Annotated in this window: 13 protein-coding genes; 5 read left to right on the top strand and 8 right to left on the bottom strand. The window is 70.1% G+C overall.

The features are described 5' to 3' along the window. Positions 1-883: 883 nt before the first annotated feature. Complete coding sequence (locus ACWEN6_RS07625; protein WP_452569632.1) at positions 884-2,758, top strand: HsdM family class I SAM-dependent methyltransferase; 1,875 nt, start codon at positions 884-886, stop codon at positions 2,756-2,758. A 153-nt stretch (positions 2,759-2,911) separates the two neighbouring features. Here ACWEN6_RS07625 and ACWEN6_RS07620 read toward each other — a convergent pair whose 3' ends face one another. The 8 genes from ACWEN6_RS07620 to ACWEN6_RS07585 all read right to left on the bottom strand — a co-directional run bounded on the left by ACWEN6_RS07620 (position 2,912) and on the right by ACWEN6_RS07585 (position 12,926). After that, a complete protein-coding gene (locus ACWEN6_RS07620) occupies positions 2,912-3,445 on the bottom strand; it encodes a hypothetical protein (protein ID WP_452569449.1) in 534 nt (177 codons plus the stop codon). A 211-nt stretch (positions 3,446-3,656) separates the two neighbouring features. Further along, positions 3,657-4,457, bottom strand: coding sequence for an AfsR/SARP family transcriptional regulator (locus ACWEN6_RS07615; protein WP_452569448.1), 801 nt, complete (start codon positions 4,455-4,457; stop codon positions 3,657-3,659). 328 nt (positions 4,458-4,785) lie between these two features. Next, the gene (locus tag ACWEN6_RS07610; protein ID WP_452569447.1) at positions 4,786-7,263 is read right to left on the bottom strand and encodes a glycosyl hydrolase 2 galactose-binding domain-containing protein; all 2,478 of its coding nucleotides are present in this window, start codon (positions 7,261-7,263) and stop codon (positions 4,786-4,788) included. Between the two features lies 1 nt (position 7,264). Then, on the bottom strand, positions 7,265-8,152 hold the full coding sequence (locus ACWEN6_RS07605; RefSeq protein WP_452569446.1) for an ABC transporter ATP-binding protein: 888 nt from the start codon (positions 8,150-8,152) through the stop codon (positions 7,265-7,267). Continuing rightward, the gene (locus ACWEN6_RS07600; RefSeq protein WP_452569445.1) at positions 8,152-9,099 is read right to left on the bottom strand and encodes an ABC transporter ATP-binding protein; all 948 of its coding nucleotides are present in this window, start codon (positions 9,097-9,099) and stop codon (positions 8,152-8,154) included. The genes ACWEN6_RS07605 and ACWEN6_RS07600 overlap by 1 nt, the downstream gene beginning before the upstream one ends. Then, the gene (locus tag ACWEN6_RS07595; protein ID WP_354834619.1) at positions 9,096-9,989 is read right to left on the bottom strand and encodes an ABC transporter permease; all 894 of its coding nucleotides are present in this window, start codon (positions 9,987-9,989) and stop codon (positions 9,096-9,098) included. Before ACWEN6_RS07595 ends, ACWEN6_RS07600 begins: the two co-directional genes overlap by 4 nt. 102 nt (positions 9,990-10,091) lie before the next feature. After that, the gene (locus ACWEN6_RS07590) at positions 10,092-11,087 is read right to left on the bottom strand and encodes an ABC transporter permease (protein ID WP_452569444.1); all 996 of its coding nucleotides are present in this window, start codon (positions 11,085-11,087) and stop codon (positions 10,092-10,094) included. A gap of 69 nt (positions 11,088-11,156) precedes the next feature. Then, a complete protein-coding gene (locus ACWEN6_RS07585; protein WP_452569443.1) occupies positions 11,157-12,926 on the bottom strand; it encodes an ABC transporter substrate-binding protein in 1,770 nt (589 codons plus the stop codon). A 470-nt stretch (positions 12,927-13,396) separates the two neighbouring features. Here ACWEN6_RS07585 and ACWEN6_RS07580 point away from each other — a divergent pair, with 470 nt between their 5' ends. The 4 genes from ACWEN6_RS07580 (at position 13,397) to ACWEN6_RS07565 (ending at position 16,240) form a co-directional block, all read left to right on the top strand. Then, positions 13,397-14,281, top strand: coding sequence for a helix-turn-helix domain-containing protein (locus ACWEN6_RS07580; RefSeq protein WP_452569442.1), 885 nt, complete (start codon positions 13,397-13,399; stop codon positions 14,279-14,281). Beyond that, entirely contained in the window at positions 14,278-14,691 is a 414-nt protein-coding gene (locus ACWEN6_RS07575) for a VOC family protein (RefSeq protein ID WP_452569441.1), read from the top strand. The genes ACWEN6_RS07580 and ACWEN6_RS07575 overlap by 4 nt, the downstream gene beginning before the upstream one ends. Positions 14,692-14,742: 51 nt before the next feature. Beyond that, entirely contained in the window at positions 14,743-15,687 is a 945-nt protein-coding gene (locus ACWEN6_RS07570; RefSeq protein ID WP_452569440.1) for an acyl-ACP desaturase, read from the top strand. 238 nt (positions 15,688-15,925) lie between these two features. Continuing rightward, a complete protein-coding gene (locus ACWEN6_RS07565) occupies positions 15,926-16,240 on the top strand; it encodes a hypothetical protein (RefSeq protein ID WP_452569439.1) in 315 nt (104 codons plus the stop codon). The last annotated feature ends 133 nt before the right edge of the window (positions 16,241-16,373 follow it).

Here is a 16,373-nt window from a genome sequence, read left to right as displayed (position 1 = left end):
ATGCCGGGGAATCGCGGGTCGAAGTCGCCGAAGACCGTGCTCACGGTTCGACCATGCCGGTCACCAGCCGGAACGCCGCCCTGATCTCGTCCTCGGTCAGATCGGTCTTCGCCTCGATCGTCACCTTGCGCAGGGGCCCCTCGAAGACCAGACGAGACCGCCAAGCGGCAACTCACCATCGCCGAACGCCTGGCGGAACTGCCCATCAGCGGCATCGTCACGGTGTGCCTCTACAGCAGCGGAGTCAGGACCGAGCGCGCCCGTCGGCGATGCCTGGAAAGGCTGCCCCCAGAAGTCGAGCGAGCGGGGGCCGCGACGGTGTCCATTGAAAGCCGCCCGCCCGGACAAGATCACCTTGACCGAGGGCTCTTGACCGGGCTTCGCGCGACCGGCGTTGTCCCCAAGAGCCTGATGGTCACATGGCAGCCCTCCGTCGGCGAGCCGCTTCTCTGGGCGGCGGATGCCATCGTCAGCGCTACGACCTGGTGGCTGGACGGTCGGACCCGCTGCTATGACGTGCTTTCCGAACGCATCCGCATGATCTGCTTGGAATGACTCCTGGCAGCGCGAAGGCCGGACGCCCGATTCCATCGGGAGGCCCGGCCTCACTTCCACACCCCAGAGGGTGTGGCACTTCCCAGTGCGCCTCACTCGAGGTGATCAGGCAAGCGCATAGTGTCCCCACAAGGCGGCGGCGCCGCGCACATGGTCCGCGAGCGTGGCTGCGGGCAGCGGGCACTCTCATCCTGTTCCGGTCCCCGCACCCGCAGTCAGCAGGACAAGACTGCGCGTCGTGTATGGGTTACACGTCTTCTCGACCCGTGACTCTATAGTGAGGGAGTCTTGAGCTACGTTGACTCCACACAGGGAGACCGGCGTGCCGATGCGCCGGGTACGGAAGACCGGGAGGCCGGCGATCAGCGGGGATGAGGCGACGATCACTTCGGCCGACATCGCGCGGATGGCGGGTGTCGGCCGGGCGGCCGTGAGCAACTGGCGGCGGCGGTACGAGGACTTTCCCGAGCCGGTCGGCGGGACGGCGACCAGTCCGACGTTCTCCCTCAAGGCCGTCGAGGCGTGGCTGCTCGGCCAGGGCAAGGTCGAGGAGCTGCCGCTGCGTGAGCGGGTCTGGCAGCACATCAGGATGGCGGCCGACGATCTGCGCCTTGGGGAGGTGGTCGCCGAGGCGACCGAACTGCTGCACGGCCAAGGAAAGGCGCGGCTGGTCCCGCGGCCGGCGTGGAAGCTGATCAAGCAGTACGCCGAGGAGCAGGGCGTCGCGGAGGTCGTCCGGTTCCTGCTCGACCGTTTCGCCGATGTCCAGTCACGGCGGCTGGCCGAGACGCCCGCCGAAGTGGCCGCCTTCATGGCGGACCTGGCCGGCCCCGATGTCAGGACCGTTCTGGACCCGGCCTGCGGACTGGGGACGCTCCTGGCCGTGACGACCCAGGCCGACCGGGCGCACGGGCAGGAGTACGAAGAGCCGCTCGCCCGGCTGGCGCAGGCGCGCCTGGCCCTGTCCGACGTGGACGGCAGCGTGAGGACGGGTGACTCCCTCCGCGAGGACGCCTGGCCGGGCCTGATCGTGGACGCGGTGGTGTGTCATCCGCCGTTCAACGAGCGCAACTGGGGCTACGAGGAGCTGGCGAGCGACCCGCGCTGGGAGTACGGGCTGCCGCCCAAGTCGGAGTCCGAACTGGCCTGGGCGCAGCACGCGCTCGCGCATCTGCGGCCCGGCGGCGTCGCGGTGCTGCTCATGCCCGAGATCGCCGCGAACCGGCGGTCCGGCCGCCGCATTCGCAGCAACCTGCTCCGCCGCGGCGCCGTCCAGGCGGTGATCGCCCTCCCGCCCAAGATCGCCCCCGGCACCGGCCTGCCCGTGCACGTCTGGGTGCTGCGCAAACCCGCCGGCGATGACCGCACGCCGTCGCGCGTGCTGATGGCGATGGCCGAGCCTTCCGCATTCGGCACGGTCGCGGAGCGGTGGCGGGAGTTCTGCCGCGATCCTGAACTGGTGATCGACGTGCCCGGCGAGAGCCGCACCGTCCCGATCATCGACCTGGTGGACGAGGACGTCGACATCAGCCCGACCCGGCACGTCGGCGTGGCGGACGGAGAACCGGGCGACTATCTCACGGTCCGGGCCGACTTCCTGGGCCGACTGGAACGCCTCGCGGCGCTGGTGCCCCAGGCGGTTCCCGGCCACGCGCGCGAGATGCCGATGGTCGCGCTGTCCGAGCTCGAACGCACTGGCGCCCTTTCCATCCTCCAGTCCGGCCGCTACGACGCCGAAGGCGCCGGTCACCTCGTGCTCGAAGCCGGTGAGGTCTTCACCGGCGGGCAGCCGATGACGCGCGCACAACCGGAGGACAGGGTCCTGATCAAGCCGGGTGACGTGGTGGTCGCGACCCGCGACCGGGAGATCGCGACCAGGGTGGTGGAGGTACCGGGGCTGCTCCTCGGCCCGCGTCTCACGCTGCTCAGACCCGACCCTGATCGCCTGGACTCCTACTTCCTCGCCGGGTTCATCCGTACGTCGTCGGCCGGCGGGGGTGGCACGCAATCAGGCGTGAGCCGCTTCGACCCCCGTCGCGCCCACGTGCCCCGGCTTCCCCTCGACGACCAGCACCGGTACGGCAACCTCTGGCGCGACCTGTTCCTCTTCGAAACCGAACTCCGCGAAGCCGGCAGACACGGCCTGCTGGCGGCGTCATCCCTCGCCATAGGCCTCATCAATGGCACGTTGAATCCTGCGTGACCTCGACATCGTCATGCGGTCACGTACGGAGGGACTCCGGTTCGGGGGTGGCCGCAAATGCTCGATCTCAAGCCCCACGACTCTGATCACGGTGGATCCCGGCCGCCGGGTGGCGGCCGGGATCCTGTCGCTACGCCTCGTCGCGCGAGCCGCTCAGCAGCTGATGTCTACCGCGTCGACCAGGTTGTTGTAGGCCGAGGGGAGATTGCCGGCCGTCCAGGGAAGTATGCTTCCCAGGTAGGTCCATTGGCCGGTCCAGTTGTACAGGTCAAGGTAGCTCGCGCTGTTGTTGTCGACAGACGTGAGACGGTCGTTGATCACAGGGTTGAACTGGCTCGTGCTGCCGAAGTTCCACCAGCCACAACCCGGCGCCCGCCATAAGAACGCGGTACCGTTCGAGCCGTCGTAGTAGCTGGAGCGATACTTGGGGCTGCCATAGGCGCCACCGGCGAGAGATGCGATTCCTGCTTTCGAGGCGTCCCCCTGCTCGCTCGACGCCCCCTTGACGTTGGTGAGCTCGATGCGAACTCGATGCGCGGGAGGGCCGATCACTGTCGGGCCGGGGCCGATCGCCGTCGGGCCGATGCCGGTGCTGGAGTCGGCCATCGCCTGGCTCGGGCCGGTGGCGGCCACGATCACGGTGACGATGCCGGCCAGCAGTCCGGCCATGATCCTCGATCTGGACATGTTTCTCCTCTGTATTCGTGGCTGTATCGCTCGGCTGCGGAGTGGGCGCGAGAGTTCGCGGCTGCCGCTGCCTCACCGAGGCCACTGATGCGATGTCGTGAGCACCGCTCGGCGCCTGAACGGTGATCTCTGTCCTGGACAGCATGGCGACCGGGGCTTGACGTGGACCTGCCACGGCCGCTGCTCGTCCCGGCCGCTGCCGCGAGCGGGATCAGGCCCCGAGGGCGCGGAGGCGGGACGGCGCGAGGTGGAGGGATTCGTCCGCGCGGATGATCCGGTCGTGGAGATCCTGGAGTTTCCTCGTGGGATCGAGGCCGAGTTCCCGTCCGAAGTCCCGGCGGGCCGTCCGGTACACCGCCAGCGCGTCCGGCTGACGGCCGTCGCGGTACAAGGCGAGCATGTAAGCGTGGATCAGTTTCTCCCTGAAAGGGTGGCGCCGCACCAGGTCGGCGAGCTCCGGGAGGAGCTCGCGATGCCGGCCGCATTCCAGCTCGGCGTCGACCCACGACTCGGTCGCCGACAACCGCAGCTCCTCGAGGCCGGTGCCCACCCGGTCCCGCAGCCGGTCCATAGCGGCATCGGCGAGCAACGGCCCACGCCAGTACGACAGCGCGCCCCTCAGCAACCGAGCCCGATCTTTGGGGCCTGCCGCACGACGGGACCGTCCCACCAGGTCCTGGAATCGATGGACGTCCACCGCGTTGAAGTGGGTCTCGGCCAGGTATCCCTCACCCCGGCGCAGCAGCCGGAACCCCCGGGAACCGGTCCGGTCGGGATCGAGCGTCCCCCGGAGTCTGGCGACGTGACTGTGCAGGCTCCCCCGGGCCTGCTCCGGCGGCTCGCCGTCCCAGAGCAGCTCCAGCAGCCGGTCCACCGGCACGACCCGCCCCGTCTCCAGCAGCAGCAGGCCCAGCAGGCAGCGTTGCGCGCGCCGGCGCAGAGCGATCGGGCCGTCGTCGCCCCACACCTCGACCGGACCCAGTAATCGGAAGTACCAACCCCCGTGATGCATGTTCTTCTCCCTCGTGCGCGCCTGAAGCACGTCCCCGTGGCCATGAAGCCCTCTTCGAGGACGGCCGGTGAAGCCCCCGAGCACCCCCGTTCTGATCGCGGGTTCGGGAGCACCATGGAGAACCAGGCCGGCGAGACGGACCTGGCCGATCTCGCTGCCCTCTACGTCGGCGGAGGGCCGACCGCGCTGGTGGTCCAGTGGCTGGTCATGCCGCGAACGCTAGATGCTAGACCGAGGTCTAAGTCAATGGGTTGTTCACGTGCGGCGGCCTCCCGGTGTGAGGGCAGGCGCGGGGAGTCCGTGATGTGCCGCACCGGGTTCCGGTGTCTCACCCGGCGGCGGGCTCGTTGAGGCAGCGTAGGACGGGCGGGGTCGTCAGGGCGGCGGGGTCGAGGGCGCGGGTGGTGGTGACGTGGAAGGTCGCCGTTTCGCCGGGGAGGAGGGTGAGGAGCATGTCGTCGACCTCGGCGGCCGGGTCGAGGCGGTCGGGGAACAGGGCCAGTTCGCGGACGATCGTCCGTGCGGTGACGGTGACCCGGTAGCCGCCGGGGGCCGGTTCGGCGCGGGCGTCGAAGTCGGCCGCGGGGAAGGCGACGGCCGCGTCCTCGGCGAAGAACGCGAGCGTCCGCCGGTCGTCGAGGCGGGCGACGAGCACCTCGGCGGCCGGGTCGCCGGGCGTGGCCAGCGGGCGGGGCAGCTCTACTCTGGCCACCGAGCGGGGCTCGGCGGTCACCTGGAAGGTCTCCTTGGCCAGCGGCTCACCGCCGAGCGCGTACCGGATCACCGACAGGTCGCCGCGCCAGGGCTCGTCTGAGTCGTTGACCGCCACGACGTCGCCGTCCCTGATCTCCAGGATGCGGTCGGCGTAGACGCGGCGCAGGGCGTACCAGAGGGGCTTGCGCCGGGCGTCGCCGTCGACGGCCGACCACGACGTGACCGGCCAGCAGTCGTTGAGCTGCCACATGATGGTGCCGGAACAGTACGGCGCCAGGGTGCGGAACCAGCCGATGCCGAAGGCGACGGCGTGGGCCTGGTTGACCTGGGTCAGGTAGTGCCAGTCGTCGAACCTCTCCGGCCGGGTCAGGTAGTGCCAGTCCTCGACACCCTCCGGGCGGGGCAGGTGGTCGGCGAGGCCGCGCAGGAGTTTGGCGTTGCCGTCGATGGCCTTCTGGTGGTGCAGGACCAGCGGGGCGTCGGCCGACAGTTCACCGCTGACCGCGCGGCGCAGCGTGGCGTAGGCCGGCGGGCCCTGGAATCCGAACTCGGCGGCGAACCGGGGCCGGTACTCGGCGTACCGGGTGTAGTTCTCGCGGTTCCAGACGTCCCAGATGTGGATCGTGCCATGTGCGGGGTCGTTGGGCGGCAGGTCCGGGGCGCCGGAGTACGGGCTGCCGGGCCAGTACGGGCGGGTCGGGTCCAGCTCGGCGACGATCGAGGGCAGCAGGTCGTGGTAGAAGCCGGCGCCCCAGCTGCTGCCGCCGAGCCGGTCGCGCCACCCCCAGTCGGCGTGGCCCTCCAGGTTCTCGTTGTTGCCGCACCACAGCACGAGGCTCGGGTGCGGGGCGAGCCGGGAGACGTTCTCGCGCGCCTCGGCCGCCACCTCGGAGCGGAACGGCTCCTCCTCCGGGTAGGCGGCGCAGGCGAACGGGAAGTCCTGCCACACCAGCAGGCCGAGGGAGTCGGCGAGGTCGTAGAAGTCCTCGCTCTCGTACAGGCCGCCGCCCCAGACGCGCAGCAGGTTGACGTTCATCTCGACGGCCTGGCCAAGGCGGGCGGCCAGGCGGTCGCGGGTGACGCGGGCGGGGAAGCAGTCGTCGGGGATCCAGTTGACGCCGCGGACGAACACCGGCCGGCCGTTCACCGAGATGGCGAACGCGTCGCGGTCCAACTCGACCGAGCGGAAGCCGACGCGCCGGTGCCACCGCTCTTCGCCCATGCTGACGGTGAGGTCGTACCTGGCCTGGCCGCCGTGGCCGCGCGGCCACCACAGCTCGGGGTCGGGCACCTCCAGCCGCAGCACCGCCTCGCGGGCGCCCGGGGCCAGAAGCGCCCGAGCCTGGACTCCGGCCACCTCGGCGGTGATCTCGTGCGGCTCCTCGGTGGTGCGCTCGGCCCGTACGCGGACCTCGACGTGGCCGGTGCGGCCGTCGGTGGTGACCAGCGGACGCACCTCGGCCAGCCGGGCGCCCGACCAGCTCGACAGGCCGATCGGCCGCCAGATGCCGGCGGTGACCACCGTCGGCCCCCAGTCCCAGCCGAAGTTGCAGGCCATCTTGCGGATGAACTGGTAGGGCTCGTCGTAGGCGCCGGGCCGGTCGCCGAGGGCCGCCCTCCGCGCCTCGGCGTAGGCGTAGGCGGAGGCGAAGCGCACGGTGAGGGTGTTGTCCCCCTCGCGCAGCAGGTGGCGCACCGGGAAGCGGTAGGACCGGTGCTGGTTGGCGGTGCGGCCCACCTCGACGCCGTTGAGCACGACCGTGGCCACGGTGTCCAGGCCGGCGCAGACCAGGTCGGTGCGCTCGTGCTCGTCCGGGGCCCAGGCGAAGGAGGTCTCGTACACCCACTCGGTGCGGCCGATCCACGACAGCCGGGTCTCGTTGTCGTCGAGGTAGGGGTCCTCGATCAGCCCCGCCGCGAGCAGGTCGGTGTGCACGCACCCGGGAACCGCGGCCGGCACCCCGGAGATCGGGACACCCGTGCCCGGCAGGCCCGAGGTGGGGCCACCGGCGCCCGACTCGTCCGAGATCGGGACGTCCGCGTCGGCGGCGGTGAGGGTCCAGCCGTCGTGCAGTGCACGATAGGCGCTCAAACTAGCTCTCCTTAGGGCAGTCGCCCAGCCTGGCGCAGGCGACGAGGTGGTCCTCTTCGGCGGCGTACAACCGCCCGGAGGCGCCGTGCTTGTGGTAGAGGCAGGTCTCGACCGGCTCGGCATCCTCCCACGGGGCGTGCAGCCGCGGCACCGCCGACAGCAGCTGACGGGTGTAGGGGTGCAGCGGGCGGGTGAAGAGGGCCTCGGTCGGGCCGGTCTCCACCACCTCGCCGTGCCGCAGCACGATGGTCCGCTCGGCCAGGTAGTGGCCGAGGGACAGGTCGTGGGTGATGTAGAGCACGCCGAGGCCGCGCTCCTTGAGGTCGGCGAGCACGTTGAGCACGTCGATGCGGGTGGAGGCGTCCAGCATGCTGGTGATCTCGTCGGCCACCAGCAGCCGGATGTCCAGCAGCAGGGCGCGTGCGATGAGCAGGCGCTGCAGCTGGCCGCCGCTGAGCTGGTGGGGGAACCTGCCGAGCACCTGGCCGGGGTCGAGCCGCACGTCCCGCAGCGCGATGTCCAGGCGGTCGGTCCAGTCGGCGTCGGGCACGCCGGGGAAGTACGCCTCGCGGATCATGGCGAAGACCCGGTCGGCCTTGAAGACGGGGTTGAACGTGCTGAAGGGGTCCTGGAAGACGCCCTGCACGTTGCGGTAGTACGCCTTGCCGGGCTTGACAGGAGCGCCGTCGAAGGTGATCGTCCCGCCGGTGGCCGGGGTCAGGCCGAGGATCATGCGGCCCAGCGTGCTCTTGCCGCTGCCGCTCTGCCCGATCAGCGACACCACCTCGCCCTGGCGGACCTCGAAGCTGACCCGGTCGACGGCGGTCAGCGTCTTGCCGCCGAACGCGCCGACCTTGAACACCTTGGTCACGTTGTCCAGTTCCAGCATCAGGCGTCCGCCTTCCAGCACGCCACGACGTGGCCGGGCTCGACCTCGCGCGCCGGCGGCTCCTGGACGCACCGGTCGAAGGCGAGCGGGCACCGGTCGCGGAACCGGCACCCGGCCGGCGGGTCGAGCAGGGAGGGCGGGCCGCCCGGGATGCCGGTCAGCCGCCGCTCGGTGTGCCGGACGCCCACCTCGGGCAGCGAGTCGATCAGCAGCTTGGTGTAGGGGTGCCGGGGCGACTCGACGATCGTCTTGGCCGGCGCCTTCTCCGCGAGCTTCCCGGCGTACATCACCATGATCGTGTCGGCGATCTGGTAGGTGAGCGAGATGTCGTGGGTGATGAACACCATGCTCTTCACCACCCCGCCGTCGCGGAAGCCGGCCAGCGCGGTGGCCACCGCCTTCTGCGTCGAGACGTCGAGGGCGGAGGTGATCTCGTCGGCGATCAGCAGCGAGGGGTCCAGCAGCGTCGAGATGACCATCACCATCCGCTGCTTCATTCCGCCGGACAGCTCGATCGGGTAGCGGCGCAGCACCTCGCGCGACAGGCCCACCAGCTCAAGGCGGCCCTCCAGCTTGGCCTGGTCGAGCGGGACGCCGCGCGACCTGAGCAGCTCGCCGACCATCTTCCCGATCTTGCGGGTCGGGTTCATCGCGCTCATCGAGTACTGCGGGACGAGCGAGACCTTGTGGAAGCGGAAGGGGTTCATCCGCCGGTCGTCGCCGATGGGCAGCTTCTCGCCGTCCAGCTCGACCTCGCCGCCGACGTGGCGCATCCGGCCGTCCAGCCGGATGAGGCTCTTGCCGAGGGTCGTCTTGCCGCACCCCGACTCCCCCGCGACGCCCAGGATCTCGCCGTCCCCCACCTCGAAGGAGACCCCGTCGAGCGCCCGCACGTCGCCCTTCAGCGTCGTGTAGTGCACCCTCAGGTCGCTGACGCGCAGGCTCATGTCCGCCTCAGTTTCGGGTTGAAGACCTCGTCGAGGCCCACGTTCGCAACGTACAACGCGCCGACGATGGCGGTGATGGCGGCGCCGGGGGGGACGAACCACCACCACAGGCCGAGTTGCATGGCGCTCCACTGGCCGGCGTTCTGCAACATCAGGCCCAGCGAGACGCCCTCGGTCGGCCCGAGGCCGATGAAGTCGAGTGAGGAGGCGATCAGGATGGAGTTCCCGAACAGCAGGATGAAGGTCAGCAGCAGGTAGGAGCTCATGTTCGGCCCGATCTCCCTGGTGATGATCTTCCAGGTGTTCGCGCCGCTCAGCCGGGCGAGGTCGACGAAGTCCCGGCCGCGCAGCGAGAAGGTCTGCGCGCGGATGGCGCGGGCCGCCCAGGGCCAGGAGGTCAGGCCGATGAACAGCGCCTGGGCGCCGACGCTGCGGATGCCCAGGTAGGCGTTGACGATCAGCAGCACGGCCAGCGCGGGCAGCACCAGGATGATGTTGGTGATCATGTTGAGCACCTCGTCGACCATCCCGCCGCGGTAGCCGGCCACGAAGCCGACCACCATGCCGACGATCGCCGCCACCCCGCCGCCGAGGACGCCGACCAGGAAGGTCGTGCGCAGGCCGTGGACGAACTGGGCGAAGACGTCCTGGCCGAAGGTCGTGGTGCCGAACCAGTACTGCGCGGACGGCGGGTCCATCGGCCGGCCGACGTACTCGTTGGGCGCGCCGCTCACCAGCAGGGGGCCGACGATGCCGGCCAGCAGGAACACCAGCACGACGGAGACGCCGACGATCAGTTTGGGGTTGCGCAGGGCGAAGTACAGCGCCTCGCGGCGGGCGCTGCCCGGGGCGGGCGTCCTGCGGGTGGAGATCTCCTGCAGAGCGGTCATGCCGACGCACCCGCCGTCGCAGTAGGTGTCCGCGTCTCGCGTGGAGCGGTCATGCCGACGCACCCGCCGTTCCAGTAGGTGTCCGCGTCTCGCGTGGAGCGGTCATGCCGACGCACCCGCCATTCCCGTGCGCGTCCGTGGGTCGACCAGCACGTAGACGATGTCGATGACGAAGTTGGCGACCAGCACGCCGAGCACGATGAACAGGAAGATGCCCTGCAGCAGGAAGAAGTCCTGGTTCTGGATCGCCTTGAGGATGAGGCTGCCGAGGCCCGGATAGGAGAACACGATCTCGGTGACCAGCGCGCCGGCCACCAGCACGCCGAGCTGGAGCGCCAGCCCGGTGATCTGCGGGAGGACGGCGTTGCGGAACGCGTACCTGCGGATCAGCCGCTGGGGCGCGCCGAGCGCGGACAGGTAGGTGGAGTAGTCCGACTCCAGCTCATAGATGATCATGTTGCACATCCCGATGGCCCAGCCTCCGAGTGCGACCAGGAAGAGCGAGAAGAACGGCAGCACCCAGTGGTGCAGCAGGTCGAGCAGGAAGTCCAGCGACCAGTTCGGCCGGATGGAGAAGCTGTAGCCCCCGGCGACCGGGAAGAGGCCGGCGACGACGCCGAGCCCCCAGGCCAGCAGCACGGCCAGCCACATGTACGGGGTGGCGGTCAGCACGTAGCCGATCGGCAGCACGGTGTTGTCCAGCAGCTTGCGCCGGGCCGCGTACGCGCCGACGCGGTTGCCGACGAAGTAGCTGAGCAGCACCGAGGGGATCATCAGGCCCAGGGTGTAGGGCACGGCTCCCATGATGACGGTGCCGACCGGCGTGGGGAACACCCAGATGCTGGTGCCGAAGTCGCCGCGGAACAGGGCGCCCCAGAAGTTCAGATACTGCCGCCACAGCGGCTGGTCGAACCCGAACAGGCTGGAGTAGTACGAGCGCATGGCCTCCACGGCCTGCGGCTGGGACACGTTGGCCCGGGCCAGCATGCTCGCGACCGGGTCGCCGGGCATGAAACGCGGGATCATCCAGTTGACCGTGACGGCGACGACGAACGTCAGCCCGTAGATCAGTAGTTTCCGGCCGAAGTAACGACGCACGAGATGCCTCCCGGGCAGGCCCCTCCCCCTCGCGCGAGGCGGGAGGGGGAGGGGCGGCGGCTTGCGAGTTCAGGAGCCCGCGGGCTGGAGCTGGGTCAGCGTCTCGAAGCCGCCGAGCTCCCACCAGTTGCGCCAGGTGACGGCCGGGGTCTTCGGCGCACCCTGGGCCGAGGAGGGCCAGTTCTTCCACACGGCCGTGCTGGTCTGCGACCACAGGCCGTTGTACCAGAGCGGGATGGCCGGCAGTTCGTCCAGGTGGATCTTCTCGATCTCCGACAGGATCGACTTCATGCCCTCGATGTCGTCGGTCTTGACCTGGTCGAGCTTCTGCACCAGCTCCCAGGCCTTCTTGTTCTCGTAGCGGCCGAAGTTGACGGTGTTCTGCACCTTGTTCACCGGCAGCTGGAACACGTACTGGTAGTAGGTGAACGGACTGTTGGACAGTTGCCGTTCGTTGTTGATGACCAGGTCGAAGTCGCCTTTGCCACGCTTTTCCACCAGGGCGTTGAAGTCGGGGAAGTCCGGGGTGACGTTGATGCCGGCCTCCTTGGCGCTGCCGGCGATCGACCTGGAGGCCTCCATCCAGTCCGTCCAGCCGGACGGCACGATGAGGCTCAGGCTGATCTTGGAGCCGTCCTTGTTCTCCACGAACCCGTCGCCGTCGCCGTCCTTGTAGCCGGCGTCGGCGAGCAGCTTCTTGGCCTTGGCCTTGTCGAAGGAGAAGCCCGCGCCGCCGGTCAGGGTCTTGTCGATGTACTGGTCCCACTGCGGCAGCAGCCCGGTCGGGTCGGAGGCCTTGACCAGGTTGCCGTAGACGCCTTCCACGATCTTCTTGGTGTCGATCGAGGCGGCCAGCGCCCTGCGGAACGCCGGATCGTCCATCGGCTTCTTCTTGGTGTTGGGCACCAGCCAGGCGGTGTTGGCCGACAGCATGTACGGCGGCTCGTTGTAGTAGGTGGTGATGCCGAACTTGCCGCCCTGCACGAGGTTGGCGATGCCGGGCAGGAAGTTGTTGCTGAGGTCCAGGCCCTTCTGCAGCAGCAGACCCATCGCGACCTCGTTGCTGCCGTTGACGATGTCGACGATGTACTTGGGCTTGGGCTCCATCTTCAGCGCCGTCTTGCCCCACCAGTCGTCACGGCGCTGGAGCACGACGCGGTCCTGGTCCTTGCTGAGGAACTTGTAGGCGCCGGTGCCGACGGCGTTGTCGTTCACGCCGTTCAGCACATCCGCCTCCGAGAGCTTGCTCCAGATGTGCTGTGGGAGGATGGCGCGGCCGTAGAGGTTGAAGTCCCACTCCTGGTAGTTGGCGGTGGAGAAGGTGAACTTCACCGTCTGGTCGTCGACCGCCTCGGCCTTCTTCAGCCACTCCCACAGCTGGTGGTACGGGCTGGTCTCCATCTTGCCGAGTTCGTAGGTGAACGCGACGTCCTTGGCGGTGAACGGCGTGCCGTCGGACCACTTGACGCCCGGGCGGAGCTTCAGCGTGTAGGTCGTGTCGTCGGTCCAGGAGCCGCTCTCGGCCAGCCAGGGGGTGAGCTTGAGGGTGGTGGTGTCGAAGTGGAACAGGGTCTCGTAGACCAGGCCCTTGGTGCCGGCGGCGTGGTCCCATTCGCGGATCGGGTTGTAGTTCGCCGGCGGTCCCCACTGCACGCCGCTGGTGTACAGGGTTTCGTTGCGCGGAAGCGAGTTGGGGTCGGCGGCGGCGCCGGTCGCCGGGGCGCCGCCCGCCTGGGAGCTCTGGGAGGCGGAAGGGGAGCCTCCGCCGGTGCACCCGGCGGCGGCCAGCACACCCGCCGTCGCCAGGATCGGGAGCAGGGTCCGTAACCGGTTTCGCATCACATCTCTCCTTCCTCCGCACGTCCGGCGGAGGTCCGCGGTTCGCCAAGCCCCGATGGAATCGGCCCGTGAGGCGAACCCCACTGGCTGTGGGAGCGCTCCCAGACCGGGCCGGCGGAGATGCGCTCGATGTTTCCGTGACCGGCCAGGATTCCTGCCTCACCCGCACACGCGCCCCTGACCAGGCGCTGTGCGGCCGGCCGAGCCGCCATACTGAACCGGATAAGTAGGCCCGAACGTAAATTCCGGATGTCCGTTCTGTCAATACTCGTGACGCGTTCGAAACCGTGCGCGCCATCGGAACGGCGGAGATCGCGGCCGGCGGGGGATTCGAGGTGCGCACCGCCGTATCCGGGGCGTGGTGGTCGACGGTGTTCCGCACCTTGTTCACCGGCAGTGGAGAGGGCGTCGCGGGTGCGCACGGCGCCCGTCCTGCGTACGGTGGTCGGGGGCGACGGGAGGAGGCGGTCATGGAGATGGTGGAGGGCAGGCCCGCTCCCGCGTTGCGCCCCCTGATCGGCCACTACCACGGCTACCGGGAGCTCGACGGGACGCCGGGCCACCATCGGGGGCTGCCGTCCCCGTATCTGACGCTCATCGTGACCCTGGACGAGCCGCTGGTCGTCGAGGCCCATCCCGACCCCGCCCAGTCGCCGGGCCGATACGAGACGCTGGTCGGCGGCCTGCACACCACGCCCGCCCTGATCGCCAACGGGGTCAGGCAGGCCGGCGTTCAGGTCGCGCTGAGCCCGCTCGGCGCGCGCGCCCTGTTCGGCCTGCCCGCGGGCGCGCTGCGCAACCTGGACGTGGACGCCGCCCTGGTCCTCGGCCACGCGGCCCACGAGTTGCACGAGCGCCTGAACGCCGCGCCGAGCTGGGAGCGGCGTTTCGCGATCCTGGACGAGCTGCTGCTGCGCCGGGCCGACCTCGGCCGCGACGTCCCGGCCGAGGTCGCACGGGCCTTCCGGCTGCTGATGTCCACCGGCGGGGCGATGACGGTCGCCGAGCTGGCCCGGGAGGTGGGCTGGAGCGCCCGCCACCTGTCCGCCCGGTTCGCCACGGAGACCGGGCTCGGCCCCAAGGCCGCCGCCCGGGTCATCCGCTTCGACCGGGCGCGCCGCGAACTCCAGCGGATGGGTGCGGCGCGGGGCTCGTCCGGCTCGGCACCCGGTCCGGCGGGGGCGGGTCTCGCCGGGCTGGCGGAGGTGGCGGTCGAGCACGGGTACTACGACCAGGCGCATCTGGCCCGGGAGTTCCGGGAGCTGGCGGGATGTCCGCCGAGCAGGTGGCTGGCGGAGGAGTTCCGATTCGTCCAAGCCTCCGGCACGGCTCCCGCGCCAGACTCGACGGCATGACCCAGACACCACCTGCCCAGGTATGGCCCACGCTCCGCGCCCGTGACGCCCGGCGGCTCATCGCCTTCCTCGTCGAGGCGTTCGGCTTCGAGGAGACCGTCGTGTACGGCGACGGCGAACGCGTCGACCACGCCCAGCTCGACTGGCCGCTCGGCGGCGGCGTCATGCTGGGCTCCGACCGCGAGCGCGGCGAGGACAACCCCTGGTGGCTGCCGCCGGGCACCTTCGGCGCGTACGTCGTGACCGACGAGCTCGACGCGCTGTACGCCCGGGCCACGGCGGCGGGGGCCGAGACGCTCTACGCGCCCCGCGACACCGACTACGGCTCCCGCGACTTCGCCGTTCGCGACCCCGAGGGCAATCTGTGGTCTTTCGGCACCTACCGCGGCGAACCGCGCAAAGGCTCGTAACTTACGCTAGCGTAGGTTACGGTCCGGTAAGCCAAACGGGGGGAACGTCCTGTGCGCGAGTTCACTGACACCGAGTTGCTGTTCGAGCTGGAGCCGGTGGTCGCCGGCGAGCTGGACCGGCACCTCAAGGTGGCCAAGGAGTGGTTCCCCCACGAGTACATCCCCTGGTCCAGGGGCCGCGACTACGACGGCATCTTTGAGGGCGAGGCCTGGGCCGACACCCACTCGGCCATCCCGGAGGAGGCCCGGGTCTCCCTGGTCGTCAACCTGCTGACCGAGGACAACCTGCCGAGCTACCACCACGAGATCGCCACCACGTTCGGCCGGGACGCGGCCTGGGGCACGTGGGTGCACCGGTGGACCGCCGAAGAGGGCCGGCACGGCGTCGCCATCCGCGACTACCTGACGGTCACCCGCGCCGTCGACCCGGTCGCCCTCGAACGCGCCCGCATGGTGCACATGGGCGAGGGCTTCGCCAACTCCTACGAGGGCGTGCTGCACTCGCTGGCCTACGTCTCCTTCCAGGAGCTGGCGACCCGCGTGTCCCACCGCAACACCGGCAGGGTCTCGCTGGACCCGGACTGCGAGCGCCTGCTCTCCCGCATCGCCGCGGACGAGAACCTGCACATGCTCTTCTACCGCAACCTGCTCGGCGCGGCGTTCGAGCTGGCCCCGAGCCAGACGATGCGCGCGGTCACCGACGTGGTGACCACCTTCCAGATGCCCGGCGCCGGCATCGAGGGCTTCACCCGCAAGGCCATGACCATCGCCAACGCGGGCATCTACGACCTGCGGCTGCATCTGGACGACGTCCTGCTGCCCGTGCTGCGCCAGTGGTCGGTCTTCGACCTCACCGGCCTGTCCCCGGAGGGCGAGAAGGCACGTGAGGAGCTGTCGGAGTTCCTCGGCCGCCTGGAGGTCTCCGCCACCCGCTTCACCGACCGCCGCGACTCCCGCCGCGCCCGCCTCGCCGCCACCGCGACGAGCCCCGAGTAGCCGTACGAGGGCCTCGCCGCCACCGCGGCCGGCCGCGAGTAGCCGTACGAGGTGTCGGCCGGTCGAATCACCGACGATCCCGGTCCTGGCCTTTGCCCGCGCGACGTGATCGTCCGCGGCTCCGTGACTAGCGTGATCAGGAGTGGACGTCGTTCCGGCGACCCTTGCGCAGCCGGTTCGGCGCTCCGTTGAGTCCAGGCACCACGCCGGGCTCGATCACCAGACACGGAGGTCTCCGATGCTCAAGACCGCTCTCGCCGCCGCCTCGCTGGCGGCGTTCGGCCTCGCCGTTCCGGCCGCCGCCCTCGCCCGGTCCGCCGGCGCGGACGCCATGACCGCGGCGGCCGGCTCCCCGGCCCACCCATGCCCCCAGGCTCCCTACGGCCGGTACGCCAACGGGTGCTACTACGGCCAGCCGCAGGGTGTCCACCACTGGCACCCCGGACATCCTCATGGCCACCACCACTGGCACCACGGGCATCCCTACGGTCACCACCACTGGCACCCCGGGCACCCGTATCCCTCCGGCCCGGGCTACACCCCGCGGGGGTAGGCCCCCGAGGAGCCGGTGGTCGCGCCGGGCACGCGCGCGCGCCGGTCGACGCCCGCCTCCACGGCCGCGACCGCGGCGAACCGGCCATGGAGGCGAGGCCCGCTCCCCGCTATTGTCGGCGGCCGACGCTATT

Source organism: Sphaerisporangium sp. NPDC004334, from assembly GCF_053602655.1.
This window is presented reverse-complemented; position numbering and strand designations above follow the sequence as displayed.